At 62.1% G+C, this 26,702-nt stretch carries 24 protein-coding genes and 2 pseudogenes; 16 read left to right on the forward strand and 10 right to left on the reverse strand.

What is annotated here, in order from left to right; translation table 11 throughout:
* Positions 1-32: 32 nt before the first annotated feature.
* Positions 33-539, forward strand: coding sequence for a GAF domain-containing protein (locus PspS35_RS15575; RefSeq protein WP_159935638.1), 507 nt, complete (start codon positions 33-35; stop codon positions 537-539).
* On the opposite strand, the gene PspS35_RS15580 is transcribed toward PspS35_RS15575, so the two are convergent.
* Complete coding sequence (locus PspS35_RS15580) at positions 514-1,428, reverse strand: AraC family transcriptional regulator (protein ID WP_159935639.1); 915 nt, start codon at positions 1,426-1,428, stop codon at positions 514-516. The genes PspS35_RS15575 and PspS35_RS15580 overlap by 26 nt on opposite strands.
* A gap of 167 nt (positions 1,429-1,595) precedes the next feature.
* Between PspS35_RS15580 and PspS35_RS15585 the strand changes: the two genes are divergently transcribed.
* The 3 genes and pseudogenes from PspS35_RS15585 (at position 1,596) to PspS35_RS15595 (ending at position 5,754) form a co-directional block, all read left to right on the forward strand.
* The gene (locus PspS35_RS15585) at positions 1,596-2,618 is read left to right on the forward strand and encodes an alpha/beta hydrolase (RefSeq protein WP_159935640.1); all 1,023 of its coding nucleotides are present in this window, start codon (positions 1,596-1,598) and stop codon (positions 2,616-2,618) included.
* A pseudogene (locus tag PspS35_RS15590) lies at positions 2,618-3,120 on the forward strand (hypothetical protein). The gene PspS35_RS15585 and the pseudogene PspS35_RS15590 overlap by 1 nt, the downstream one beginning before the upstream one ends.
* A 75-nt stretch (positions 3,121-3,195) precedes the next feature.
* On the forward strand, positions 3,196-5,754 hold the full coding sequence (locus tag PspS35_RS15595) for an EAL domain-containing protein (RefSeq protein WP_159935641.1): 2,559 nt from the start codon (positions 3,196-3,198) through the stop codon (positions 5,752-5,754).
* Here the strand turns inward: PspS35_RS15595 and PspS35_RS15600 are convergent.
* The gene (locus PspS35_RS15600) at positions 5,747-6,568 is read right to left on the reverse strand and encodes a helix-turn-helix transcriptional regulator (protein ID WP_159935642.1); all 822 of its coding nucleotides are present in this window, start codon (positions 6,566-6,568) and stop codon (positions 5,747-5,749) included. The genes PspS35_RS15595 and PspS35_RS15600 overlap by 8 nt on opposite strands.
* A gap of 97 nt (positions 6,569-6,665) precedes the next feature.
* Here PspS35_RS15600 and PspS35_RS15605 point away from each other — a divergent pair, with 97 nt between their 5' ends.
* Both PspS35_RS15605 and PspS35_RS15610 read left to right on the forward strand, forming a co-directional pair.
* Entirely contained in the window at positions 6,666-7,877 is a 1,212-nt protein-coding gene (locus PspS35_RS15605; RefSeq protein ID WP_159935643.1) for an MFS transporter, read from the forward strand.
* Between the two features lie 108 nt (positions 7,878-7,985).
* Positions 7,986-9,152 carry a GGDEF domain-containing protein gene (locus tag PspS35_RS15610; RefSeq protein ID WP_159935644.1) on the forward strand — a complete coding sequence of 389 codons (1,167 nt, stop codon included), beginning with the start codon at positions 7,986-7,988 and terminating at the stop codon, positions 9,150-9,152.
* On the opposite strand, the gene iolG is transcribed toward PspS35_RS15610, so the two are convergent.
* Entirely contained in the window at positions 9,149-10,153 is a 1,005-nt protein-coding gene (iolG, locus tag PspS35_RS15615; protein ID WP_159935645.1) for an inositol 2-dehydrogenase, read from the reverse strand. The genes PspS35_RS15610 and iolG overlap by 4 nt on opposite strands.
* A gap of 35 nt (positions 10,154-10,188) precedes the next feature.
* Positions 10,189-11,214, reverse strand: coding sequence for a LacI family DNA-binding transcriptional regulator (locus tag PspS35_RS15620; protein ID WP_159935646.1), 1,026 nt, complete (start codon positions 11,212-11,214; stop codon positions 10,189-10,191).
* Between the two features lie 123 nt (positions 11,215-11,337).
* Here PspS35_RS15620 and PspS35_RS15625 point away from each other — a divergent pair, with 123 nt between their 5' ends.
* From PspS35_RS15625 to PspS35_RS15635, 3 genes are read left to right on the forward strand one after another with little or no spacing between them, the layout of a single operon-like run.
* The gene (locus PspS35_RS15625; RefSeq protein ID WP_159935647.1) at positions 11,338-12,183 is read left to right on the forward strand and encodes an SDR family oxidoreductase; all 846 of its coding nucleotides are present in this window, start codon (positions 11,338-11,340) and stop codon (positions 12,181-12,183) included.
* Complete coding sequence (locus PspS35_RS15630) at positions 12,183-13,307, forward strand: phytanoyl-CoA dioxygenase family protein (RefSeq protein WP_159935648.1); 1,125 nt, start codon at positions 12,183-12,185, stop codon at positions 13,305-13,307. Before PspS35_RS15625 ends, PspS35_RS15630 begins: the two co-directional genes overlap by 1 nt.
* A gap of 37 nt (positions 13,308-13,344) precedes the next feature.
* On the forward strand, positions 13,345-14,268 hold the full coding sequence (locus tag PspS35_RS15635) for a sugar ABC transporter substrate-binding protein (protein ID WP_159935649.1): 924 nt from the start codon (positions 13,345-13,347) through the stop codon (positions 14,266-14,268).
* Positions 14,269-15,404: 1,136 nt separating this feature from the next.
* On the opposite strand, the gene PspS35_RS15640 is transcribed toward PspS35_RS15635, so the two are convergent.
* On the reverse strand, positions 15,405-15,737 hold the full coding sequence (locus PspS35_RS15640) for a DUF2834 domain-containing protein (protein WP_159935650.1): 333 nt from the start codon (positions 15,735-15,737) through the stop codon (positions 15,405-15,407).
* Positions 15,738-15,820: 83 nt separating this feature from the next.
* Between PspS35_RS15640 and PspS35_RS15645 the strand changes: the two genes are divergently transcribed.
* Positions 15,821-16,609 carry a helix-turn-helix transcriptional regulator gene (locus tag PspS35_RS15645; protein ID WP_159935651.1) on the forward strand — a complete coding sequence of 263 codons (789 nt, stop codon included), beginning with the start codon at positions 15,821-15,823 and terminating at the stop codon, positions 16,607-16,609.
* Positions 16,610-16,665: 56 nt separating this feature from the next.
* Positions 16,666-18,372 carry an amidase gene (locus PspS35_RS15650; RefSeq protein ID WP_159935652.1) on the forward strand — a complete coding sequence of 569 codons (1,707 nt, stop codon included), beginning with the start codon at positions 16,666-16,668 and terminating at the stop codon, positions 18,370-18,372.
* Positions 18,373-18,561: 189 nt separating this feature from the next.
* On the opposite strand, the gene PspS35_RS15655 is transcribed toward PspS35_RS15650, so the two are convergent.
* A complete protein-coding gene (locus PspS35_RS15655; protein WP_159935653.1) occupies positions 18,562-18,780 on the reverse strand; it encodes a DUF6434 domain-containing protein in 219 nt (72 codons plus the stop codon).
* 246 nt (positions 18,781-19,026) lie between these two features.
* Here PspS35_RS15655 and PspS35_RS15660 point away from each other — a divergent pair, with 246 nt between their 5' ends.
* The gene (locus tag PspS35_RS15660; RefSeq protein ID WP_159935654.1) at positions 19,027-19,452 is read left to right on the forward strand and encodes a nuclear transport factor 2 family protein; all 426 of its coding nucleotides are present in this window, start codon (positions 19,027-19,029) and stop codon (positions 19,450-19,452) included.
* Between the two features lie 14 nt (positions 19,453-19,466).
* Here PspS35_RS15660 and PspS35_RS15665 read toward each other — a convergent pair whose 3' ends face one another.
* Positions 19,467-20,792 (reverse strand): PLP-dependent aminotransferase family protein, encoded by a 1,326-nt coding sequence (locus tag PspS35_RS15665; protein ID WP_159935655.1) that lies wholly within the window; start codon positions 20,790-20,792, stop codon positions 19,467-19,469.
* A gap of 91 nt (positions 20,793-20,883) precedes the next feature.
* On the opposite strand from PspS35_RS15665, the gene PspS35_RS15670 reads away from it, so the two are divergent.
* A complete protein-coding gene (locus PspS35_RS15670) occupies positions 20,884-21,774 on the forward strand; it encodes a DMT family transporter (protein WP_159935656.1) in 891 nt (296 codons plus the stop codon).
* On the opposite strand, the gene PspS35_RS15675 is transcribed toward PspS35_RS15670, so the two are convergent.
* Complete coding sequence (locus PspS35_RS15675) at positions 21,771-22,328, reverse strand: YceI family protein (protein ID WP_159935657.1); 558 nt, start codon at positions 22,326-22,328, stop codon at positions 21,771-21,773. The two genes, PspS35_RS15670 and PspS35_RS15675, sit on opposite strands and share 4 nt — an antisense overlap.
* A 60-nt stretch (positions 22,329-22,388) precedes the next feature.
* On the opposite strand from PspS35_RS15675, the pseudogene PspS35_RS30340 reads away from it, so the two are divergent.
* From PspS35_RS30340 to ampC, 3 genes and pseudogenes are all read left to right on the forward strand, one after another.
* Positions 22,389-22,472 (forward strand): annotated as a pseudogene (locus PspS35_RS30340) (PaaI family thioesterase); the annotation flags it as partial.
* Between the two features lie 39 nt (positions 22,473-22,511).
* Positions 22,512-23,399, forward strand: a complete 888-nt coding sequence (gene yghX, locus PspS35_RS15685; RefSeq protein WP_159935658.1) for a YghX family hydrolase — start codon at positions 22,512-22,514, stop codon at positions 23,397-23,399.
* Positions 23,400-23,439: 40 nt separating this feature from the next.
* Positions 23,440-24,597, forward strand: coding sequence for a class C beta-lactamase (gene ampC / locus PspS35_RS15690; RefSeq protein ID WP_159935659.1), 1,158 nt, complete (start codon positions 23,440-23,442; stop codon positions 24,595-24,597).
* A gap of 25 nt (positions 24,598-24,622) precedes the next feature.
* Here ampC and PspS35_RS15695 read toward each other — a convergent pair whose 3' ends face one another.
* The gene (locus PspS35_RS15695; RefSeq protein WP_159935660.1) at positions 24,623-25,900 is read right to left on the reverse strand and encodes an ATP-binding protein; all 1,278 of its coding nucleotides are present in this window, start codon (positions 25,898-25,900) and stop codon (positions 24,623-24,625) included.
* Entirely contained in the window at positions 25,901-26,608 is a 708-nt protein-coding gene (locus PspS35_RS15700; RefSeq protein ID WP_159935661.1) for a winged helix-turn-helix domain-containing protein, read from the reverse strand.
* Between the last annotated feature and the right edge of the window lie 94 nt (positions 26,609-26,702).

Consider the following 26,702-nt stretch of genomic DNA (forward strand, 5'->3'; position numbering starts at 1 on the left):
GCCTGAACCGCCACGCCTTTGGAGTGTTCAGCATGCTTCCCAGCGTCACCGCAGCCCAATCGCTACTCAGCGCAGACGAACGCGCCGCCATCGCCGAAATCGAAGCCACCACCAGCATCCTGCAATTGGTTACCCGCCTTACCGGGATGCGCTTTGCCGGCATCGCCAAGTTCACCGACCTGGAATGGGTGGTTTGCTCGGTCCATGACCCAATGGCAATGGGGATCACCGTGGACGACGTGCTCGACCTGGAAACCACCCTGTGCAGCGAGTTCTGCATCAATCCCCAGACCTTGTTCATCCCGCAGATCAGCGCCAATGGCCGCTTCGCCACACGCCCGGTGGTCAAGCAGTTCGCCATCGAAAGCTACGCCGGTGCGCCGATCTTCCTGCCCGACGGCCGCTTGTTCGGCGCGCTGTGTGCCTTGGATTCACGGGCGATGCTGTTTGACGACCCCAACCTGCCGGAAACCCTGAGCCTCTTCGCCCGGCTGATCGGCTGCATTTTTTTCGCTAACTTGACGACGAATGATCGCTAGGCATCGGCTTGCCGCGTAACCCGGCAATGTCACGCTTGGGCGGCACACCGAACAGCCGGCTGTATTCGCGGCTGAACTGCGAAGGGCTTTCGTAGCCCACTTTGAACGCCGCGCTGGACACGTCCTGATGCTCGTTGAGCATCAACCGGCGCGCCTCGTTCAAGCGCAGCCACTTCTGGTACTGCAATGGGCTCATCGCCGTGAGTTGGCGAAAGTGATGATGAAACGTGGCCGCGCTCATCTGCACCCGCGCCGCCAACTCCTCCACCCGCAGCACCGCGTCGTAATTGAGTTTGAGCCAGTCAATCGCCTTGGCGATCCGGTAGCCCTGCCCGTCCACTGAACAGATCTGCCGCAGTCGGCCAGCCTGGTCGCTTTGCAAGAGACGGTAGTGGATCTCGCGCTGGATCAGTGGTGCGAGCACCGGGATCGCCTCAGGCTCATCAAGTAACGCCACCAGCCGCGCAAACGACACCAGCATGCCCTCAGTGACAACGCCGATGCCGACGCCCTTCAGCACCGAGCGCTCGCGCTTTGGCGGCAGTTCACTCTGGGCGATCAACTCGGCCAGCATGCGCAGGTCCAGCTTGAAGGTCAGGCCCAGGCACGGCCGCGCTGGGCTCGCCTCCAGCACTTCGGAGTTGGCCGGTATATCCAACGACGTCACCAAAAAACGCGACGTGTCATACGGATACCCCTCGCCGCCCACCCACAATTGCTTGCGCCCCTGAGCCACCAGCACGATGCTCGGTTCGACCATGCACACCACCGGTGTACACGGCTGTTCACGCCGATAAAACCCCAGGCCGGGGATAGGCATAGGGCAGTCACCCGGTGCTGAGATTCGCGAACCGATGGATTCAACCAGCGGGTCCAGATTGTTCTTCATAACCCGCCCTTTTTGTTGGTCAGCGAACTGTACCCCGCATAGCCTGTGGCGTCCCCGGCAAACCACCAGACTCAGAGCATCAGGCAAGTAATCCAGCGAAACGCACTACAGAACCCCCGGCCCTCCTGGGGAAAATGTGCAGACCAAACCCCTTCAAGGATCCGCCCATGAAACGCCTCTTGCTTGCCCTTGGTTTGCTGGTGACGTCGTTAACTGCTCTGGGAGCCGATATGTCCAACGGTGCTGACAACTTCTACACAAGCGACAAGGTGACGGTCGAAAAGGTCACCTTCAACACGCAATACGGCCTGCAGGTTGCCGGTAATCTGTTCGTGCCGAAACACCTCGCCTCGGGCGCAAAAAGCCCCGCGATCATCGTCGGTCACCCCATGGGCGCCGTCAAAGAACAGAGCGCCAACCTGTACGCCACCAAAATGGCCGAACAGGGCTTCGTCACGCTGTCCCTGGACCTGTCGTTCTGGGGCGAAAGCGCGGGCACACCGCGCAACGCCGTGCTGCCCGAGTTCTACGTCGAAGACTTCAGCGCCGCTGTGGACTTTCTTGGCACCCGGCCGATGGTCGACCGCGAACGCATCGGCGTGATTGGCATCTGCGGCAGCGGCAGCTTTGCCATTGCCGCGGCGAAGATCGATCCACGTCTGAAGGCCATCGCCACCGTCAGCATGTACGACATGGGCGCGGCCAACCGTAACGGCCTCAAGTACGGCGTCACCCTGGAGCAGCGCCGGCAGATCCTGCTGCAAGCCGCCAACCAGCGCTACGTCGAATTCCAGGGCGGCGAAACCCTCTACACCAGCGGCTCGCCGCTCAAGCTGACGGGCAACCCGGTAGCTGACGAGTTCTTCGACTTCTACCGCACGCCACGCGGCCAGGTCACACCTGCCGGTGCGTCGCCACACACCACCACCATGCCGACGCTGACCAGTAACGTGAAGTTCATGAACTTCTACCCGTTCAACGACATCGAGACGATTTCTCCGCGCCCACTGCTGCTGATCACGGGCGCCAACGCCCACTCCCGCGAGTTTAGCGAGGACGCCTACCAACGCGCAGCCGAACCGAAGGAATTGCTGATCATCCCCAACGCGGGGCATGTGGACCTGTACGACCGGGTCAATCTGATTCCGTTTGCCCAGCTCACCGCCTTCTTCAAAAACAACCTTAAATGATGCCCCGTAACCCAAATACACCGCGCTGGGGCGCGGTGCTCGCCATGTCACTGGCGGCCTTTACATTGGTCGCCTCGGAGTTCATGCCGGTCAGCCTGCTGACGCCGCTGGCGACCGAACTCAACATCTCTCAAGGCCAGGCCGGCCAGGGTATTTCGGTGTCGGGGCTGTTTGCCTTGCTCACAGCCTGGTGATTGCCGCCCCGCTGCTGATGGCGTTGATCGCCCTGGCCTTGGTCGCCTGCGGCAGTTGGACCTTCATGACCACCCTGTTGCTGGGATTCTGGGGCCTACCCGACGACGCCGAGGCTGGGGGTGGGTTGATGGTCGCGATCATCCAGTTGGCAATTGCTTCAGGCGCCACCGTCGGGGGTGTGATGTTTGACTTCAGTGGCTACCAGACGACGTTTGAGTTGAGTGCAGCGCTGCTGTGCATGGCGGCGTTGCTCGCATGGTCGGCAAGCCACGTCAGTCACCGCGCACGGCATTGCAGCACCGCCTGACGCGTTCAACCTTTTCCCAGGGCCGCCGATAGCCTGTCATTGCCCCTGACTTGCAGCGAGGCCCTGCGCGAAACAATGCCCAACTCACTCGTTCCAATCGTCCGCTCGCTGTCTACCCGTACCAGCCTGTCGCTGGCGCGTACGTCACTGTTCAATTTCATGGCCCTGCTGGCTGTGGTCTTTGCGGCAGCGGCGTACTCGTTGATCTACATCGCCCGCGACCTGGACCGCACCGAACAGGCCGAAAGCGCGTTTCATACCCGTAAAGCCATGCAGTCCATGGAAAAAGCCATGCGGGTAACGGTCAAGGATTACGCATTCTGGAGCGATGCCTACAAGCATCTGCACATGCAGGTGGATAAAGAGTGGGCCTACGTACGCGGCAATATCGGCTCGACACTGTTCCAGGATTTCGGCTTTCAGGGCCTGTTTGTGGTCAATGATGCCAACCGCACGGTGTACGCGGTGATTGACGGCCAGTTGCAAGCGTTCGAACTCAGCGAATGGCTCGACCAGCCCCTCACCCAGCTTCTCGACAAGGCCCGTGCCGGCGCCGATGACGAAACGCCCGTGAGCACGTTCATCAACGTACGCGGCAGCCCTGCGCTGGTGGCGGCCGCCGCTATCACGCCGGGCACCGACCCCACCGTAACGGCTGATGGCCGGCAAGCGTCGGTGCTGGTCTTCGTCGACATCCTCGACAGCGCCAAACTGGGCCGGATCGGCGATGACTTTGGCGTGAGCAACCTGCACGTCGCCAGCCCAATGGACATTGCCAAGGGCGTGTTTTTTCCCCTTGGCGACAACGGCAGCGCCGGTAGCCTGTACTGGCAGCCGGAGCAGCCCGGCCTGCGCCTGATCGGCGTCGGCCTGCCCTTGCTGGGGCTGGCCGCGTTGTTGGTGTGCCTGATGACCTGGGTGATTTTACGCCGCAGCACCGCCGCCGCCCTGGCCCTGGATGCCAGCCACAGCTCACTGCAAACCAGCCAGAACGCCTTGGCCACCAGCGAGGCGCGCTTTCGCGATGTGGTGGAGGCAAGCTCCGACTGGGTCTGGGAAATCGACGCCGATTGGCGCTTTACCTACCTGTCGGAGCGTTTCCAAAGCGTTACCGGGTTGACCCGCGACGCGTGGATAGGCGCGGCCATGAATGACCTGTTGGGCACCGAAACCGGGCTGTTGTCACAGTGGCTGTGCACCCCCGACCGGCGCCCGGACCTCAGCGTGCAATGCCTGTATGTGGATGCCCAAGGCCTGGAGCGCACCACGCGGCTGTCGGCGCGCAAAATGCCCTGTGGCGGGTTTCGCGGCACGGCCACCGACGTCACCGAAGAAGTCGAGGCGCGCAGACGCATCGAGTTCCTGTCCCAGCATGACGCCTTGACGGGGCTGCCCAATCGTACGCGCCTGCAAGCCTTCCTCGACGGCAAGCTCAAGGCGCTGCCCACCCTTGAGCAACCGGTGGTGATGCTCAGCCTGGACCTGGACCGGTTCAAACCGGTCAATGACCTGCTCGGGCATGCCGCCGGCGACCGTGTGCTCAATGAAGTGTCGAGCCGCCTGACTGATTGCGTGCGCCACGGCGACCTGGTGGCGCGGGTTGGTGGTGATGAATTTGTGCTGATCATCAGCGATGCCGGCCGTCAGGACGAAGTCGAGCACCTGTGCCGACGGTTGATCGCCTCCATCGAGCGGGCCATCCGCATCGATGAGCAGGAAGTGTTCATCAGCGCCAGCATCGGCATCGCGCTGGCGCCCAATGACACCAGCGACATCACCGAACTGCTGCGTTACGCCGATATCGCGCTGTACGAGGCCAAGTCCGCCGGGCGCAATACCTGGCGGTTCTACTCCGGTGAGATGAATGCACGGATCATCGAGCGTCGCCGCCTGGAAAGTGACCTGCGTTATGGGATCAAGCATGGGGAGTTGCGCCTGCACTTCCAGCCGCGCTATCGCATTGCCGACGGCCAGATGGTCGGTGCCGAAGCGCTGGTGCGCTGGCAGCACCCGGAGCGCGGCCTGATCGCGCCGGACACGTTCATCCCGATTGCCGAAGAGTCAGGCCTGATCCTGGCGCTGAGCGATTGGGTACTGCAAACCGCCTGCGCCTGTGCCGCCCAGTGGCCGGACACGTTGTTTGTGTCGGTGAACCTGTCGCCCACCGAGTTCAAGCGCGGCAACCTGATGGAACGCGTGCACCACGCGTTGCAGACCTCAGGTATCGACCCGGCACGGATGGAGCTGGAAATCACCGAAAGCGTCATGCTCGAAGACGGCGTCGGCGCGCTCGACGTGATGCGCGCCCTCAAGCAACTGGGCATCCGCATTGCCATGGACGATTTCGGCACCGGGTATTCCTCCTTGAGTTACCTGCGCGCATTCCCGTTCGATGGCTTGAAGATAGACCGCAGCTTCCTGACCCGGCTGGAAGACAGCGAAGACGACCAGGCCATCATCCACGCCATCGTCGGCCTAGGGCGCGCCCTGGCTCTCACGGTGACCGCCGAAGGCATTGAAACCGCCGAACACCTGGCGATGCTCAAGGCCGTGGCCTGTGATGAAGGCCAGGGTTACTTCCTCAGCCGCCCCCTGGATATCGACGCGTTCAACCGGCTGCTGGGCCCTACTTGAAGAACAGACTCGGCGTCTTGCCGAACTGCTTCTTGAACATGCTGGTAAAGGCGCTCGGGCTTTCATAGCCGAGTTCCAAGGCCACATCGATAATCTTCTCACCCACCGCGATGCGTTCCAGCGCCAACAGCAACCGCGCCTGCTGGCGCCATTGGCCGAAGGTCATGCCCGTTTCCCGGCGGAACAGACGCTGGATGGTTTTCTGATCCAGGCCCAGGCGCTCACTCCAGTGTGCCATTGTCGAGGCGTCGCCCGGGTCCTGTTGCAGCGCCAGGCAGATACGCAGGATACGGGGGTCGGCCGGTTGCGGCAGGGATAACGGCAAGGCCGGCAGGATGGCCAGTTCATCGAGGATCAGGTGCATGATTCGCGCATCCCGCGAGTCCTCGGCGTAGGGCGGCTTCAAGCTGACCGAGGCTTTGATCAGTTCGCTCAGCAGCGGTGAGATGCTTACCGCCTTGGTTTCGGTGGGCAGGTTGGGAAAGCTGTCGGGGCGCACAAATACGCTGCGCATTTTCAGCCGGCCCACGCAGCGCAGGGAATGCACGTGCCCGCTGGGCATCCAGAAGCCACGATTGGGTGGCACCGTCCACTGGTTCTGGGCCGAATGCACCACCATCACACCTTCGGTGGCGTACAGCAGTTGATGCTTCTCGTGGCTGTGGTCGGGGATCACCCAGTTTTCCGGGTAGTCGGTGGCAGAACTGATGACCGCCCACTCGCCTTCGTCGATCTCCTGCAGGAATTTACCCAGTGACTTGATCATTTCGCCCTTTTTGCGACAGTTACTGCCCTGATTTCGTGAGACAGGCATTTGCCGTAAATCTAGCATATCCTCCCGAAACAATTTGAAATGCGCAGCGAGCCCAAGTACTCGCTGCCTTGTTCGCTGCCTTGTATGGAATGCCTGCATGTCGACACTCACCGCGTCACCCGCTGCTGCAACCAGTACGCCCCACGTAAGCCCCTTGGTCATGCGCATCCTCGGTGCCTGCGCACTGGCGCATCTGATCAATGACCTGATCCAGGCCGTGCTGCCATCGATCTACCCGATGCTCAAGGCCAACTACGGGCTGACGTTTGCCCAGGTGGGGCTGATCACCCTGACCTTCCAACTGACGGCATCGCTGCTACAACCGTGGATCGGCTACCACACCGACCGCCATCCCAAACCCTGGCTGCTGCCGGCCGGCATGGTGTGCACCTTGATCGGCATCCTGATGCTGGCGTTTGTCGGCAGCTTCCCGGCCATCCTGTTGGCGGCGGGACTGGTGGGCGTGGGCTCATCGACCTTCCACCCGGAAACCTCCCGCGTGGCACGCCTGGCCTCCGGCGGGCGCTACGGCCTGGCGCAATCGACCTTCCAGGTCGGCGGCAACACCGGCAGCGCGTTGGGGCCGTTGCTCGCGGCGGCAATCATCATTCCCTATGGCCAGGGCAACATCGCCTGGTTCGGACTGTTTGCCGTGTTCGCGATCCTGGTGCTGTATGGCTTGAGCCGCTGGTACCGTAACCACCTCGCCCTGTTCAAGCTCAAGCAAGGCGGCAAAGCCACCCACGGCTTGTCCAAAGGACGCGTGACGTTTGCCCTGGTGGTATTGGCCGTGTTGGTGTTTTCCAAATACTTCTACATGTCCAGCCTCACCAGCTACTTCACCTTCTACCTGATCGAGAAGTTCGACCTGTCGGTAGCCAACTCCCAGTTGTTCCTGTTCCTGTTCCTCGGAGCAGTCGCCGCCGGCACCTTCCTGGGTGGCCCGATCGGCGACAAGATCGGCCGCAAGAAAGTCATCTGGTTCTCCATCCTCGGCGCGGCGCCCTTCACCCTGGCCCTGCCCTACGTCGACCTGTTCTGGACCGCCGTGCTCAGCGTGGTGATCGGCTTTATCCTGGCCTCGGCGTTCTCGGCCATCGTGGTGTTTGCCCAGGAACTGGTGCCGGGCAATGTGGGAATGATCGCCGGGGTGTTCTTCGGCCTGATGTTCGGCTTCAGCGGGATTGGCGCGGCGTTGCTGGGTTTGCTCGCCGATAGCCACGGCATCGAGTATGTCTACAAGCTGTGCTCGTTCCTGCCGTTGGTGGGCATCCTGACGGTCCTGCTGCCCTCGACCAAAGGCGTCTGACCCGCCGATCATCGGATGGCTGTGTGCCATTACACAGAATGCTCTGAAAAACCTGCGTGTGCGCTTACAATCCCGGTCTAAACGCACACCAGGCAGACCCGGCAAGACATGACGCTCGACCCTCCTACGATTTTGGCACTCACCGTTGCCCTGGCAGCCGCGGCCGCCCTTTACCTGCTGGTTGAATGGCGCAGCGTGCGCGAACCCTCGCTGCTGTTGTGGAGCAGCGGTTTCGCCACCATTACCATCGGTTCCACCCTGGCCCTGCTGCGCATCAATGGCTTTCTCGTCATCGGCATCTGGTTCGCCAACGGCTTGCTGGTGACCGCACACTTTCTGTTTTTGCTCGGCGTCGCACGGTTTACCCAAGTGCGTGTGTCGCGCGCCTGGGTGCTGATGCCTGCAATCTGGTTCGCCATGCTCGCGTTGCCGGCGGACCCGTCATGGTCCAAAGCCATGCTGGCGGTGCAATCACTGCTGGTCGCCCTGCCCACCCTGCGCGCCAGCTTCCTGCTGCGGCCCCACGGCCGGTCCCTGAGCGTGGGCGCAGTGCAGCTGCGTTTCGTGTTGCTGCTGCACGGGATCTTTTACGTGGCCAAGGCGCTGTCAGTGGTGATCCCCGGCACCCTGATCGACCTCGCCGCCTTCAAGGGCGAAATCATCCAGATATCCCTGGTGGAAGGCGCCATGGCAATCATGCTGATTGCGCTATCCATGACCGGCTCCGAACGCTACCGCCGCGAACAACAGATCGCCCGGCTCGCTGCCCGCGACCCACTCACCGCCCTGTACAACCGCCGCGCCCTCGACCTTCGCGCGCCGCGCTTGCTGGCCCAGGTATCCGCGCAACACCCCGGTGCCCTGCTGTTGATCGACATCGACAACTTCAAAGGCGTCAACGACCTCCACGGCCACACTGCCGGTGACCGCCTGCTGATCGCATTGAGCGAAATGATCCGCGCCGTCGTGCCCCAAGGCGCATTGGCGGCGCGGATGGGCGGGGATGAATTTGTAATCCTGCTGAGCCCGGCGACGGCCGAGCAGATCGTCGAACTGGGCAGCAGCCTGCGCGACCAGTTCCAGCAACTGGCCGCGCAGCGCTTCAGCACGCCGCAGCCGGTGACCCTGAGCATTGGCGCCAACCTGTTCGATCAGCCGCCGGAGAGCCTGGCGGCGTTGATTGAACAGGGGGATTCGACGTTGTATGAGTCCAAGCGGGGTGGGCGCGACAGTATTCGGTTGGTGGATCGGACCGGCGTCAGCGCCTACCGCTAGAGGTCGTAACTCACTGCCACACTGCGCCCCGTCCTCACCGATTCCAACGCACAATCTGCCAAGTGCAGCGCATACAACCCATCCCGCACGCTGGTGGGCAGCTCGCGACCGTCGTTCAGCGCATCAATGAACTGGGTCAGCTCATTGCGATACGCATCCGCATACCGCTCCAGGAAAAAGTGCTGCAACGGTTCGAGCGCTTCGGTGTGCTCGGCCCCCCAATGGCGCAAGGTGCTGGGCCGGTGGTTGTCGGTGAGCAGGACGCCCGTGGCGCCGGAGACTTCGACGCGTTGGTCGTAGCCGTACACCGCCTGGCGGCAGCAGTTGATGTGGCATTGCTTGCCGGAGGCGGTGCGCAGCAGGACCATGACACTGTCGTAGTCGTCGATCTGCTCCAGGGTGGGGTCTACCAGACGGCTGGCGATGGCGCTGACTTCCACCGGTTCTTCGCCGAGCAGGTGGCGGGCGGTGTCGAAGTCATGGATGGTCATGTCGCGCAGGATGCCGCCGGAATGCTCCAGGTAGTCACGTGGGGCCAGGCCGGGGTCGCGGCTGGTGATGATGACTTGGCGCACGGCGCCGATCTGGCCGGCATCGAGGGCCTGGCGCAGGCGCAGCATATCGGGGTCGAAGCGGCGGTTGAAACCGAGCATGACGTGGCCGCCTTGGCGTTCCACGGCTTGGGCGGCGCTGCGGGCCTTGGCGATATCGAGGTCGATGGGTTTTTCGCAGAGCACCGCTTTACCTGCGGCCACCGCTGCCAGCAGCAGGTCGATATGGGTGTCGGTGGGGGTGCCGATCACCACGGCATCGATGTCTTGGCGGGTGAGCACGGCGGCGCAGTCGTAGGCCGCTTCGCAGCCCAGTTGCGTGCTGAGTGCATCGACGCCTTCGCGCCAGGGGTCGGCCACCAGCACCAGCGTGGCGCTGGGGTGGGCGGCGACGTTGGCGGCGTGGATCTTGGCGATGCGCCCGGCACCTAGAACGGCAATACGTAGCATGGTTGAACTCCTGATGTTGTTTTTGAAGGGAGCACTCAGTCCGGCAGGTTGAACGGTGTGACGATCTGCACCTGTGACGGCGCAATCGGGCCGGCCTTCCAGAGCCGATGGTGTTGCAGGATGTGCAGGAACACATGGCGCGCATCGATCTGCAGGTTGTGATCGATGATCGCGGCGACTTTTTCTTCGCGCAGCAACTGGCGGTTTTCTTCGTCGAGGTCGTGACCGATAAACACCTCCAGTGGGCGCTCCAGGGCGGCGAACGCGTCGACAATCGCACGGTTGCCGCCGCCGACGCTGTACACCGCCTTGAGGTCGGGGTGCTGTTTCAGCGCCTGGGTCACGCGTTCGAAGGTGCGGTCGTACACGCCATAGCCGCCGCTGATGTCCAGCACCCGCAAATGCGCCGCACGCCCACGCAGCCAGGCGCGAAAGCCCATCTCGCGCTCTTCTTCACCACGGAACAGCTCGCTGCCGATCACCACCGCCACGTCCTGGGGTTGCGCCGGCAGCCAGCGTGACATCAGGTAGGCAGCGGTCTGCCCGGCGGTGCGGTTGTCCATGCCCACGTAGCCGATGCGCTCGCTTTGCGGCAAGTCCGTCACCAACGTCACCACCGGAATACCGGCAGCGATCAACTGCTTGACCGCCTGGTTCACCGCCGGCTCGTCCGCAGCCTTGAGCACCACGCCCTGGCTGCCGGTGTCGAGGCAGCGCAGCAGTTGGTCGTGCATGGCCTGGGGCTCGATCTCTTCGAACAGGTGGAACCTTGGCGCGATGCGAAACGGCGCCAGGCTGCCCAGTTGCGCGACGATCGCCGCCTGCACCGCCGCGCTGAAGCGTTGAGGCGTGTGCATGATCACGTCGACATGGAAGGTGCGGCCCACCGCCAGGCCGTTTTTTTCCTGGGACTCCAACTCATCCAGCGCTTGCTGGATACGTCGCGAGGTCTGCGCATGCACGCTGCCGCGCTGGTGCAGTACGCGGTCGACGGTGGCTTTACTCACACCGGCCTGGGTCGCCAGTTGCTTGATGGAGAAGTGTTTTGCGCGTTCGAGCATGGGTTTCGCCTGAGGTGTTTTTGATGTCTTTTTTGGGCGTTGCTGAGGCTTTGCAATGCTAGTCTCCGTTTTGCCCGTCGTCGAGTCGGGCGACGAAAACAACAAAAAATCCAGGAGAACTTCATGCCCCACACCGATCTCGCCACCTCGTTCAGCGGCCAATATTTTGTCGTCACCGGCAGCACCCAAGGCCTGGGCGCGGCGGTGGCCCACACCCTGGCGCAACGCGGCGCCGCCGGGCTGATCATCTGTGGCCGTCGCCGCGCCCAGGGTGAAGAGCAAGTGAGGCAACTGGCGCAACTGGATTGCCAGGCATTTTTTGTCGAAGCGGACCTTGAGAAAGTCGAGGATTGCCGCGCGATCATCGACGCGGCGCGTACCCACTTCGGCACCTTGCATGGGTTGGTGAACTGCGCCGGGATGTCGGACCGCGGCACCATCCTCGACACCTCGCCGGAGCTGTTCGAGCGGCTGTTTGCGGTGAACGTACGAGCGCCGTTTTTCCTGATGCAGGAAGCGCTCAAACTGATGATCAGCAACGGTGTGGAAGGCGCGGTGGTGAATATCCAGAGCGTCACTGGTCATGGCGGGCAGTCGTTCTTGAGTGCGTATGCAGCGTCCAAGGGTGCCCTGGCGATCCTCACCAAGAACGTCGCGTTCAGCGCCCTGCGCAACCGCATTCGGGTCAATGGCTTGAATATCGGCTGGATGGACACGCCCCACGAGGATGATATCCAGCGCCAGTACCACGGTGCCGAGGACGGTTGGCTGGCCAAGGCCGAAAGCGCGCAGCCGTTCGGGCGCCTGCTCAAGCCGCAGGAAGTGGCGCAGAGCGTGGCGTTTTTACTGTCCCGTGAGTCGGGGATGATGACCGGTTCGGTGATTGACCTGGAGCAAGGCGTAATCGGCTGCAGCGACGCCGGCAGCCCGCAACCGCATCAGGCCCTGAGCCTGCCGGGAGGTGTGTGATGTCGGCATTCGTCAGCGCCGATGCGGTGCACCTGGAAGACTTCCAGCGGCTGTGCTCGCAACAGGCCCATGCCAAGGATTATCCACTGTGCGCTGAGGTGGCCGGCAATGTGCCGATCTATCAGGCCCGCACCCTGCGTAACAGCGACCGCCACACCGTAATGGACGAGTTGCACCGCCTGTTCCGTGACGGACCGGGCGTGATGGTGGTGCGCCAGGCCTATGAAGACCTTGAGGTGGTGGATCGCCATAGCCAGGTGTTCGAGGCGATCTTTGCCCATGAAGCCGCTCAAGGGGTGGCCGCCGATCATTTTGCCAAGGCCGGTAGCAATGGTCGTATCTGGAACTCGCTGCAAAAAGCCGCGTTGCAGTCACCGCAATCCTTTGTCGAGTATTACGCCAACCCGCTGCTGGGGCTGATTGCCGAAGCCTGGCTGGGGCCGAGCTATCAAGTCACCGCCCAGGTGAATGTGGTGCACCCCGGCGGGCAAGCGCAACAGCCGCACCGGGATTACCACCTGGGTTTCCAGACCAACGATGTGGTGGAGCGTTTTCCCCTGCCGCTGCACGTGCTGTCCCAATACCTGACGCTGCAAGGCGCGGTAGCCCACACGGACATGCCGCTGGAGAGCGGGCCCACCCAGTTGCTGCCGTTTTCCCAGCAATACGCCTTGGGCTACCTGGCGTGGCGCCGCGCAGATTTTATCGACTACTTCCAGCAGCACGCTGTGCAATTGGCACTGAACAAGGGCGACCTGCTGTTCTTCAACCCGGCGCTGTTCCATGCCGCCGGCACCAACCGCACCGTCGATTGCCATCGCATGGCCAACCTGCTGCAAATCTCCTCGGCATTCGGCAAACCGATGGAAGCCCTCGACCGTGACCGCATGATGCTCGCGGTCTATCCGGCGTTGCTGGCCAACCCAGCGTTGGACGCCCAAGCCGTGATTGCCTGCACCGCCGATGGTTATTCCTTCCCCACCAACCTCGACACCGACCCACCGTTGCAGGGCCTGGCCCCGCAGACCGGGCAGCAGTTGATGCAGCAAGCTCTCGACCAACGCTGGCCTTATTCGGACTTCGCCGCTGCGGTGGCGCAGATGCGTGCCAAGCGCCAGGCATGAATCGCTTTAACAACAACAAAAACAGCGGAGCAACATCATGAAAAAGCAACTCCTTGCGGCACTGTTTACCCTGATGGTCAGCCCTTGGGCACTGGCCGATATACGCATCGGCGTGAGCATCGCCCAGGTCGATGACGTATTCCTCGCACAAATGCGCGACTACATGGCCGCCCACGCCAAGGAGCTGCCCGGCGTGACCCTGCAATTCGAGGACGCCCAGGGCGATGTGGTGCGCCAGCTTAATCAGGTGCAGAACTTCAGCGCACAAGGCATGGACGCGATCATCGTCAATGCGGTGGACACGGCAGCCACGCAGAAAATGACGGTGAATGCCCAGCAGGCGAAAATTCCGCTGGTGTACGTCAACCGTCGCCCGGAGTTCAAGGATGTGCCACCGGGAATTGGCTATGTAGGCTCGGACGAGATCAAGGCCGGAGAGATCCAGATGCGCTACCTGGCAGAAAAAATGGGCGGCAAGGGCAACCTGGCGATCATGCTCGGGTTGCTGTCCAACAACGCCACGCACAACCGTACGCTGGGCGTGAAGAACGTGCTCAAGGACTACCCCGGCATCAAGATCGTCGAGGAACAAAGCGCCGAATGGCAGCGCAGCAAAGCGATTGACCTGATGAACAACTGGATTGTGTCGGGCCGCAAAATCGATGCAGTGGCCGCCAATGCCGATGAAATGGCGATTGGCGCGGCCATGGCGATCAGCCAGGCGGGGATGCAACCGGGCAAGGACATATTGGTCGCCGGCAGCGATGGCGGCGCGGCCGGGCTGGATGCGGTGAAAAAAGGCCTGTTGCTGGTAACGGCGTATCAGGACAACAAGGGGCAGGCGGTCGGTTCGATTGATCTGGCGGTAAAGATGGTGAAAAAACAGCCCTACGAGGCTGAGCTGACCATCCCTTACCAGCAGATCACCAAGGACAACTACCAGGCGTTCCTCAACCCTTGATTGATTTGAGTAAGTGAGGCGCTTTTGTGGTGAGCGGGCTTGCCCCGCGCTGGGCTGCGAAGCAGCCCCAAAACCATACAACTCGGTTTGTCTGCAAAAAACGGGGGGTGGTTCTAATGGGGCCGCTGCGCAGCCCAGCGCGGGGCAAGCCCGCTCACCACAAAAACACCGCTCCCCACAAAGGCTATACGGCAGTGTATTTTTCTCGGATGGCTGCAAAACCACCTATGGAAAACGAAATTTCCCGACTCCACTAACTCCCTTCTGGTGAGCGGACTCCTTTGTGGTGAGCGGGCTTGCCCCGCGCTGGGCTGCGAAGCAGCCCCAAAACCATACAACTCGGTTTGTCTGCAAAAAACGGGGGTGGTTCTAATGGGGCCGCTGCGCAGCCCAGCGCGGGGCAAGCCCGCTCACCACAAAACACCGCTTCCCACAAAGGCTATACGGCGGTGTATTTTTCTCGGATGGCTGCAAAACCACTTATGGAAAACGAAATTTCCCGACTCTACTAACTCCCTTCTGGTGAGCGGACTCCTTTGTGGTGAGCGGGCTTGCCCCGCGCTGGGCTGCGAAGCAGCCCCAAAACCATACAACTCGGTTTGTCTGCAAAAACGGGGGTGGTTCTAATGGGGCCGCTGCGCAGCCCAGCGCGGGGCAAGCCCGCTCACCACAAAAACACCGCTTCCCACAAAGGCTATACGGCGGTGTATTTTTCTCGGATGGCTGCAAAACCACCTATGGAAAACGAAATTTCCCGACTCCACTAACTCCCTTCTGGTGAGCGGACTCCTTTGTGGTGAGCGGGCTTTTGTGGTGAGCGGGCTTGCCCCGCGCTGGGCTGCGAAGCAGCCCCAAAACCATACAACTCGGTTTGTCTGCAAAAACGGGGGGTGGTTCTAATGGGGCCGCTGCGCAGCCCAGCGCGGGGCAAGCCCGCTCACCACAAAAAACCGCTCCCCACGAAGGCTATACGGCGGTGTATTTTTCTCGGATGGCTGCAAAACCACCTATGGAAAACGAAATTTCCCGACTCCACTAACTCCCTTCTGGTGAGCGGACTCCTTTGTGGTGAGCGGGCTTGCCCCGCGCGAGGCAAGCTCGCTCACCACAGAAGTCAGAGGAAAGCCGCAGAGTTTTCATGCCAGCCTGGAAATTGTTCGGCGGTCATTGCTCCCTCGCCCCCGCACCACGATGTAAAGCAGCGGGCCCACCGACACGAACACCGCCGTCAGCAAAAAATACGGCAGCACCGACAACACCGAGCGCCCTCGCCCACGAGCATCCCGATACATCCATACGCACGCCAATACCGCCATCAGGTATAGGTCGATCACCACTTGCGCGGTGTCCGGCCGCGAGAGCAATTCCTGCCCAAACGCCAATAACGACTGCTCGGCAGTCAACAGAGTGAACAGGGTGTAGAGGGAAAACCCGAGCAAAGCGGCCAGGGCAATCGAGGGTCTTGGCATGATGTCTTCCTTGAAGTGATCGAGCCCCACCTTAGTGATAAGGTTTGGCCCCTCGCAATGACCTCGGAGGTCATGGACACACCATGGAAAACCCTGCTAACGCCGGCGAACACCTGCGCCAGTTGCGTCGCCAGGCCAAGTTGAGCCAATTGGACCTGGCGCTGATCACCGGAATGTCCCAGCGCCACCTCAGTTGCATTGAAACCGGCCGCGCCAAACCGAGTCCAGCAACGCTGCATACGCTGCTGACAGCACTGGAGACACCGCTGGCGCATTGCAATCGCGTCTTCCTCGCCGCCGGTTACGCGCCGCGCTACACCGCCACCCCGCTCGCCTCACCGGCCATGGCCGCGATTCGCGATGCGGTCAGCCATGTGCTGCACGCCAACAACCCCGCGCCGGCGATTCTGCTGGGCAGCGAGTGGCAGGTGCTGGCGGCCAATGCCAGCACCGGCGTGCTGTTCAAGCTGGTCGGGATCAAAGCGGATGCAGCCGATGGCCTGAACCTGCTGACCACCCTGCTGCAAACCGGTGGCCTGGGCGATCACTTGATCAACGCCGAAGAGATCCGCACCCTCGCCTGGCAACGGGCAACTCGCGAGGCGTTGGGCAGCCCGGCATTGGCTGCTTTGCTGGCGAGTTTGCCAGTGCCCACTCACACTAAGTTGCCCAGCGAAATGCCGCCGCTGGTGCTCACGCGCATCCGCTCAAGCCAAGGCGAGCTGAACTTTCTGTCGACCTTCACCACCTTCGGCATGCCCCAGGACATCACCCTCACCTCGCTGCGTATCGAGCATCTGATTCCCGCCGACGAGCTCACCTGGCAGGTGATGCGCGCCGCCTTCGCGGACTATTCCGCGCTGGTTTTGTGAAATATCTGTACGTAGACTGCGGCCATACCTCAACTTAAGGCGGCGAAGAAAACGTCATGCAAGTTACCGAAGTCTCCATTGCCCAATTGCGCGCTGCGCTTGAATCCGGCCAGACCACTGCCGTTGAGCTGGTCCAGGCTTACCTTGCACGGATCGAGGCCTACGACGGCCCACAGACTGCAACAGCGTTGAATGCCGTGGTGGTGCGCAACCCCCAAGCGCTTGAAGAAGCCGAGGCGTCCGATGCGCGCCGGGCGAAGGGCGAAACCTTGGGGCCACTGGATGGCATTCCCTACACCGCGAAGGACAGCTACCTGGTCAAGGGCCTGACGGCGGCCTCCGGCAGCCCGGCATTTGCCAAACTCACCGCCCATCGCGACGCGTTCACCATCGAACGCCTGCGCGCCGGTGGCGCCATCTGCCTGGGCAAGACCAACATGCCACCGATGGCCAATGGCGGCATGCAGCGTGGCGTGTATGGCCGTGCCGAAAGCCCGTATAACGCCAGCTACCTCACGGCGCCGTTCGCCTCCGGCTCGTCCAACGGTGCCGGTACTGCCACCGCCGCCAGCTTCGCCGCGTTCGGCCTGGCGGAAGAAACCTGGTCCAGCGGACGTGGCCCGGCGTCCAACAACGGGCTGTGCGCCTATACCCCATCCCGTGGAGTGATTTCGGTGCGCGGCAACTGGCCGCTGACGCCGACGATGGACGTGGTGGTGCCCTACGCCCGCACTATGGCCGACCTGCTGGAAGTGCTCAATGTGGTGGTCGCCGAAGACCCCGACACCCGTGGCGACCTGTGGCGCCTGCAGCCCTGGGTGCCGATCCCCAGCGTCGCCGACGTGCGCCCGGCGTCTTACATGGAGCTGGCCGCAACAGCCGACTACCTCGTGGGCAAACGCCTGGGCGTGCCGCGCATGTACATCAATGCCGACCCCGACGCCGGCACCAGCGAAAAGCCCGGCATCGGCGGCCCGACCGGGCAACGGATCAACACCCGTGACAGCGTGATCAACCTGTGGAAAGACGCCCGCCAGGCGCTCGAAGCGGCCGGCGCTGAAGTTATCGAGGTGGATTTCCCGCTGGTGTCCAATTGCGAAGGCGATCGCCCCGGCGCGCCGACGGTGTTCACCCGTGGGCTGGTGTCCAAGGAATTCCTGCACGACGAATTGTGGGAACTGTCTGCCTGGGCTTTCGATGACTTCCTGCGCGCCAACAACGACCCAACCCTCAACCGCCTGGCGAATGTGGACGGCCCGAAGATCTTCCCCCACGACCCCGGCACCCTGCCCAACCGTGAGGACGACCTCGCCGCCGGCATGGACGAATACGTGCGCATGGCCGAGCGCGGCATCACGCCCTGGAATGAAATCAGCACCGTACCCGACGGCCTGCGCGGCCTTGAGCAGACGCGGCGCATCGACCTGGAAGACTGGATGGACACGCTCGGCCTCGACGCGGTGCTGTTCCCCACCGTGGCCGATGTAGGCCCAGCGGACGCCGATGTGAACGAAGCCAGTGCCGACATCGCCTGGAGCAATGGCATCTGGGTGGCCAACGGCAACCTCGCCATCCGCCACCTGGGCGTGCCTACCGTCACCGTGCCGATGGGCGTGATGGTGGATATCGGCATGCCGGTAGGGCTGACGTTTGCCGGTCGCGCTTACGATGACTCGGCGCTGCTGCGGCTGGCGGCCGCGTATGAGGCGACCGGGAGCAAGCGCTTGATCCCGCCGCGTACTCCGCCACTGGCAGCAAACTAACGATTCACCCTGTGTGAGGGGGCTTGCTCCCGATAGCGGAGTGCCAGGCAAAGCTGTTCCAGCTGAACCACTGCCATCGGGGGCAAGCCCCCTCCCACATTTTGAGCTTCAGCGTGTCATTTGCTTGGCTTTGTCTTCAGGGCGCCGCCGCACCCACCCTCAACAAATGTCGGCAGCACATTGCCGTGTTCATGGGTGCGAGCCAGCGTTCCGGCGCTGCCATTCATCCACCACGTCGCCCAGTACCTTGGGGGTATCGTTGCGAATCCACGCCATAAAGGGTCGGTCAAACTTGAAGGTAGGCCCGCAGTGCTCAAGCATGAAGCGGCGCACGTTCTGGGTGTTTTTGTAGTGCGCGGTCACGGGAGTGGCGCGGGTGAGGGGCGCGCTGTGCCAGTCAAAATCCATTTTTTCTCTCGGGCAGGAGTAGGGTCGGCGTTAGCATAGCGATGCGCCAGCCTCCTCGGAAGCGACAAGAATAGCCGAACGGAAAATTCCAATGTGTTGGGACATCACATAAGGAGACCATCCCTTACAACCCCAACCTTTTCAGGATATTTAAAAATTTCACTTTCCATCTTCACAATAAATATTGCATGGTTGTACGATGACTATAACTGTCGTGCACACCCCAACAACAATAAGGAAACACCCATGCAAAACGTCAAAGCACTGATCGGTTTTCTGTGCCTGTTCAGCGGCTACGTCGCCGCAGCCCCCGCCGACAAAGACGTGGCCCAAGCGGTCGATCACCTGACCCAGGCCATGCTGCATAAAGACATCAAGCAGCTTCAGGCCCTCACCGCCGAGCAGCTCACCTACGGCCATTCCAGCGGCAAGATCCAGAACAAACAGGAGTTCATCGCCGACATCGAGACCGGTCGCAGCGGCTTCAAGACCCTGGAAATGCAAAAGCAGAGCATCACCTTGCAAGGCGACACCGCACTGGTGCGCAACCACTTTCACGCCCAGGCAGTGAACAGCGGCGTCGAAGTGCCCACCGACATCGAAAACTTCCAGGTCTGGCAGAAGCAGAAAGGCCACTGGCTGTTGATCGGTCGCCAAGCCTTTAAATTCTGATGGCCAGGGGTGGCTCACCAGGCCACCACCTTGCGCACCTTGAGCAACGCTTCGCGCAGTGCCGGCATGTCCACCGAGCCCAAGGCCAGGCGCAGCGCATGGGGCACGTGGGCCGAGACAGCAAACGGCTCGGCGGTGGACACGCAGACGCCCTCGCGCTGCAAGGTCATGGCGACCTGGTCGGCGCGAGCCTCTTCCGTCAGGGGCAGCCACAAAAAGTACGATGACGGGTGGCTGGTATACGCCAGCCCCTTCAACACCTGCGCAGCCAAGGCTTGTCGAGCCTGGGCATCCTGACGCTTTTGGGCTTCCAGTCGGGCGACAGTGCCATCTTCGAGCCAGCCCACCGCAATGGCACTCATCACACCGGGCACATTCCAGGTGGTGGCCATGATGGTGCGCTCCAACCCCTTCATCCAGGCAACCGGCGCCGCAATAAACCCCACGCGCAGCCCGGTGGCGACACTCTTCGACAACCCGCCCACATACACCGTGCGCTCCGGTGCCAGGCTCGCCACGGGTGGGGGCGCAGCTTCGGCCAGAAACGCGTAGGCCGCATCTTCGATGATCATCAGATTGTGCTGGCGGGCGATGGCGACCAACTGCTCGCGCAGGGCCATGTCCATCACCCAGCCCAGGGGATTGTGCAAAGTGGGCATGCTGTAGACGGCACGCACCGAACGCTTGCGACACAGGGTTTGCAGATAATCCAGGTCCGGACCAACGGCGGTGAACGGGATCGCGACCATTTCCAGATGCAGGGTTTCGGCCAAGACCTTGAACCCCGAGTACGTCAGCGCGTCGACGGCGATCACATCCCCCGGCTTGAGCAGCGCCATCAGGGTGACCGCCAAACCATGCTGGGCACCGCTGACCACCAGCACCTGCTCGGCATCCACTGTCAGGCCCCGATGCAACAGATGACGCGCCACCGCCGCGCGCTCGTGCAGGCGCCCCGCGTGGGGTTGATAGCGCAGCAGTGCTTGCAGGTCGCCGGACAGCGCCAATTGACGCAACGCGGTGCGAAGCAGGTCGGCCTGGCCTGGTAGCGACGGGTAGTTGAAGTTCAGATCGAGCATGCCCGGCGCAACGCTCATCTGCCCACTGCCCTGCCCTGGCGGCAGCGAGATCTCGCGAACAAAGGTGCCTCGCCCGGTTTCCCCGCTGACCAGGCCCATCGCCTCAAGCTCGGTGTACACGCGGCTCGCGGTGGCCAGCGCCAGCCCATGCGCGGCGGCCAATTGGCGGTGGGTGGGCAGGCGCGTGCCGGGCGGCAGGCGCCCCGAGCGGATGTCTTGGGCAAACGTATCGACCAGCGACTTGTAGCGGGCGCGGGGCATTGGCGATGTATCCATGACAATTTTTTGATTGTCTTAATCTTCGATCCTAGGATGGGCTCCACGCAACTTTTCTTTTTCCGGACAGCCCCTCATGGAACGTACGTCGCCCCTCAGCAACCTGGACAGCAGCACCCAGGGTTGGATCAACGGTTTCATCGGCGTGGTGATTTTCAGCGGCTCATTGCCCGCCACGCGCCTGGCGGTCATGGAGTTCGACCCGGTGTTCCTCACCATGATTCGCGCCGCCATTGCTGCCGTACTCGGGCTGATTGTGCTCTGGCTGTTCAAGGAGAAACGCCCGGCAAGCCATCAATGGGCGTCCCTGGCAATCGTATCCCTAGGCGTGGTAATTGGCTTTCCACTGCTCACCGCCCTGGCCTTGCAATACGTCACCTGCGCACACTCCATTGTGTTTATCGGCCTGCTGCCCCTGGCCACTGCCGTCTTTGGCGTACTGCGCGGCGGCGAACGGCCACGCCCGGTGTTTTGGCTGTTTTCGATCCTGGGCAGTGTGCTGGTGATGGGTTATGCCTTCGCCCAGGGCTTGAGCGCCGCACCGGCTGGCGACTTGTTGATGCTGCTGGCGGTGCTGGTGTGCGGCTTGGGCTATGCCGAAGGCGCCAAGCTGTCGCGCTGCCTGGGCGGTTGGCAGGTGATCTGCTGGGCGCTGGTGGTGTCGTTGCCGGTGGTGCTGCCCTTGAGCCTGCTCTTTGCGCCGTCGAGCGTTACCGGCATCAGCTTGCCGGCCTGGCTGAGCCTGGGGTATGTGTCGCTGTTCAGCATGTTGATCGGGTTTGTGTTCTGGTATCGCGGGCTGGCCCAGGGTGGAATCGCGGCCGTCGGCCAGTTGCAGTTACTGCAACCGTTCTTCGGCCTGGCGTTGGCGGCGGGCCTGCTGCATGAGCAGGTGAGCCTGGGCATGGTGCTGGTGACAGTGGCGGTGATCGGCTGCGTGGCCGGCGCGAAGCACTTCGCCCGCTAGCGCTGGGGCGCGACCATCTTGAATTTAATGTGGATGTCGTTGGAGACCACGCTGTTGCCTGCCCATTCACCCTCGCCGATCTTGAAGTCGCTGCGGTTGAGGATAAATTCGCCGTCGAACACGCCAATGCCATCCAGCTCCTTGAGCACCACGTTCATCGCCACCGGGCGCGTGGTGCCCTTGAGTGTCAGGTTGCCGCTGATCGTGAAGCGGTTATCCCCCAGCGCTTTCACCCCCGAGGACTCATACACGCCCACCGGATAGCTCTCGACGTCGAACCAGGACGCCCTTTGCAAGGTGTCATTGGCATCGTCACTGCCGGCATTGATGCTGGCGAGCTGGATCTTGAGCAACGCATGTCCCGCCTCCGGTGCCTGTGTGTCAAACGTCAAGGTGCCCTCGAAGTCCTTGAATGTCCCATACATCCGCTGCCCCAACTGCTCGTAGGTGAAGCTGATCTGGCTGGCGGTGTGGTTGACGTCCTTGTACTCCACCGCCTGGGCGCTGGCGATGAAACCCAGGACAAGGGCAACCGGCAAGATTCGACGTGTCATGCACCGCTCCACAAAAGTTTGGCTGTATTCCCATCAGGCGCTTGCCCTGATAAACAGAGTAGCCTGCCGCACTTCGACTGCGTGACCGGCAACCAGGGCATCAAATTCATCAAGCCCACTCCCATGAGCGTAACGCTGATACTGGTCTACATTGACTGCCACCGCTAATCGAGGATTACACCGATGACTCGTCTTACTGCGAAGGACTTTGCCCCCGAACTGCTGGAGCTCTACGACGGTTACGCCCACGGCAAGATCAACCGCCGAGAATTTCTCGACCGCGCCGCGTTGTTCACCTTTGCCGGCCTGAGTGCTTCGGCCCTGCTCGCAGCCCTGAGCCCCAACTACGCCTTGGCCGAGCAAGTGAAATTTACCGACCCGGACATCGTCGCCGACTACATCACCTACCCGTCCCCCAAAGGCAACGGTACGGTGCGCGGCTACTTGGTGCGACCGGCCAAGGCTCCAGGCAAACTGCCAGCAGTGGTGGTGGTCCATGAAAACCGCGGCCTCAACCCGTATATCGAAGACGTCGCCCGACGCCTGGCCAAAGCCGGGTTCATCGCCCTGGCACCGGATGGCCTGACCTCCGTCGGCGGCTACCCCGGCAACGATGAAAAAGGCGTGGCACTGCAACAAACCGTCGACCCGACCAAGCTGATGAACGACTTCTTCGCCGCCATCGAATGGCTGATGCACCACGACAGCAGCACCGGCAAAGTCGGCATCACCGGCTTCTGCTACGGCGGCGGCGTGACCAACGCGGCGGCAGTGGCCTACCCCGAGTTGGGTGCAGCAGTGTCGTTCTACGGGCGCCAGCCAGAGGCCAAGGACGTGCCGCGTATCAAGGCGCCGATCATGCTGCATTTCGGTGAGCTGGATACGCGAATCAACGAAGGCTGGCCGGCGTATGAGCACGCACTGAAGGCAGCGGGCACGACCTACGAGGCCTATATCTATAAAGGCGCCAATCACGGGTTCCATAATGACTCGACGCCACGTTATGACGAGGCGGCGGCGAATCTTGCCTGGGAAAGAACATTAGGTTGGTTCCGTAAGCATCTGGTTTAATTTGTTTTTTATAGCCCCATAACTTCATTGGAAGGACGTCATGCCACCACAGTCCACCTCGACAGTGCGCCTGCTAACCCCCACCGTGTTATTGCTCCTCACTGCCGGCAATTGCTTGGCCGCCAACAACCTGCAGACGCTGGTGGACGCGAGCGTCAAGCCGTTGATGCAGCAGCAGTCGATTCCCGGCCTCGTCGTGGGTGTCGTGCAGGGCGGCAAGACCCACTACTTCAATTACGGCGTTGCCGCCATCGACACGCGCAGACCCGTTACCCAAGACACCCTGTTCGAAATCGGCTCGGTGAGCAAAACCTTCACCGCCACCCTCGCCGGTTATGCGGCGGCCACCGGCAAACTCAAGCTGTCGGCCCCGGCCAGCGACTACCTGCCGGCCTTGGGCGGCGGTAAGTTCGACCACATCAGCGTCCTGAACCTCGGCACCTACACCGCCGGTGGCCTGCCCCTGCAGTTCCCACGGGAGGCCGACAACAATCAGCACATGATCAGCTACTTCCAGCAGTGGAAACCCGACTTCGCGCCTGGCACCCAGCGCTTGTATTCCAACCCGAGCCTGGGCCTGTTCGGCTACCTGGCAGCGCAGAGCCTCAAGCAGCCGTTCGATCAGGCGATGGAAAAAACCCTGCTGCCCAAACTCGGGCTCAAGCACACGTATGTCAAGGTGCCGCCGAGCCAAATGAGCCTGTACGCCCAAGGCTACGGCAAGGACGGCAAACCGGTGCGCGTCGGCCCCGGCGCGATGGACAGCGAGGCGTACGGCATCAAGACCAGCGCCTCGGACCTGCTGCGTTATGTGCAAGCCAACATGCACCCGGCGAAGCTGGAAAGCGCCGTGCAACAGGCAATCGCCATCACCCATACCGGCTACTACACCGTCGACGGCATGACCCAAGGCCTGGGCTGGGAAATGTACCCCTATCCCATCACGCTCGATGCGTTGATTGACGGCAATTCCACGCCAATGGCCATCGAACCGCACAAGGTGAACTGGCTGACCCCGCCGCAGGCGCCGCGCGCCAATACCCTGGTGAACAAGACAGGCTCAACCAATGGGTTTGGCGCCTATGCTGCCTACGTGCCCAGCAAAGGATTGGGGGTGGTGATCCTGGCGAACAAGAACTACCCGAATGCAGAGCGGGTCAAACTGGCCCATGGGATTTTGACTGCACTGGACCATTAACAACCTGTGCGAGCGGGCAACAACGTTATTCAGCAAACGCCCACGTCATGCGAAACGACGCCCCGCCCCACTCCGAATCCTGCACCTGCACCTGCCCGCCATGCCACTGCGACACTCGCTGCACCAGCGCCAGGCCCAGACCGAAGCCGCCGGTGCGGCGGTCGCGGCTGGCGTCCAGGCGCATGAACGGCTGGAAGATCTTCGCCCGACCCTCCTCGGGCACGCCGGGGCCGTCGTCACACACCCGCACTTCATAACCACTGCCGAACTTGACCAGCGATACGTCCACGCGGCGCTCGGCGTAACGGATGGCGTTGCGCAACAGGTTGATCACTGCCCGCGCCATGAACCGCGGCTCGATCTGGATCACGTCGACTTCGCAGGTGCGCAGCGACAGTTGAATGCCCGCGGCCTCTGCCTCCAGGGCCACGCTGCCGATCACGCTGTCGAGCCAGCTGTGAGCTTCAATGCACTCGCGGGTGACTTGGGTGGCGCCACGCTCCAGGCTGGCGTAGGTCAGCAGTTCGGAGACCATTTCTTCCAGTTCGCCGAGGTCGGCGTACATGTCGGCGATCAATTCGCTGCGTTGGCCGGGATCGGCCTGCTGCTTGAGCTGGTCGAGCTCGAACGACAGGCGCGCAATCGGCGTGCGCAGCTCATGGGACACCGCGTTGGTCAGTTCACGCTGGTTGGCGATCAGGCTTTCGATACGCTCGGCCATCTGGTTGAAGTGCCCGGCCAGCTCGCGCACGGTGGAGCGGCGCGGCAGCAGGATGCGTGAGCCCAGGTCGTTGTCGCCGAAGCGTTGTGCGGCCAGGCGAATATGTTCCAGGTCGCGCCAGTGCGGGCGCACCCAAAAGTACAGCACGATGGCCAGGCACACCCCGAGAAAACCGTAGGCCCACAGGTACAGCCACTTTGGCTCCTCCGGCAACCTGATTTCCAACAGTTGCGAGCCACCGTCGATGCCCGCGAGAAACTCCATGAAGTCGCCGCGCACCACCAGCAAGCCGTCATTGAGCAAGGTTTGTTCGCGCTCAGTCAGAGCCAGGCCGTCTTTTGGCACCAACTTAAGGCGCAGCCCGTAATGGCTTTGCAGCTGCGCCAAGCGGGCCTGGCGCGCTTCACCGAGCAACGGCCGCAGTTGCTCGACCAGGCCATACGCCGGACCCCGCATGGCCTCGCGGTTGTAGGTTTCGTTGGCCTCGGGCAGCAACTCGTCGAAGGTGTAGTTGACCAGCCAGATCGCCCCCGCCAACCCCAAGGCAAGGATCACGTACAGACGCAGAAACAGGCGCAGCATCTAGACCTCCCACGCAAACGGATTGAACAGGTAGCCCTTGCCCCAGATGGTCTTGATGCACACCGGCTCACGGGGGTTGTCGTTGAGCTTGCCGCGCAGCTTGCTGATGTACACGTCGACGCTGCGGTTAAGGCCGTCGAACGCGATGCCGCGCATGCGGTTGAGGATGTCATCGCGGGAGAGGATGGTGCCCGCGTTACTGGCCAGCAGCCACAGCAGTTCGAACTCCATAGTAGTGAGGTCGATCCTGTCATCGCCCAGGCTGACCACCCGGCAACTGCGGTCTATCGCCAACCGACCGAACGCCAGCGCCCCGCGCACCGTGGGTTCCGGTGCCTGGCGACGTTGCAGCGCACGCAGGCGCGCCAGAAGCACCGGCGGCTTGATGGGTTTGATCACGTAGTCGTCGGCACCGGACTCAAGGCCGAGGATGTGGTCCAGGTCGTCTTCCTTGGCGGTGAGGATCACGATGGGCGTGTCGGACACCGCACGAATCCCTCGGCATACATGCAGGCCGCTCTGGCCCGGCAGCATCAGGTCGAGCACGACGATCTTGGGCTTGAAGTCCAGGAAGGCTGCCAACGCTTCATCGCCACGGTGCACAACCCGCACCTCGAAACCATGCTGCGCCAGAAAATGCGCGATCAGCCCTGCCAGCTTCTCATCGTCCTCAACGAGCAATACCTTGCCCAGCCCCAGGTTTTCCATATGTTCTCAATGTGCAGACGCGGATTGAAGAGGCGCCATTATAGGTGGCAAGCTGGGCAACTGAACCCACTGTCCAGCAACGCCGGACGAAGCT

It is taken from the genome of Pseudomonas sp. S35 (assembly GCF_009866765.1).
In the GTDB taxonomy this organism is placed as follows: domain Bacteria; phylum Pseudomonadota; class Gammaproteobacteria; order Pseudomonadales; family Pseudomonadaceae; genus Aquipseudomonas.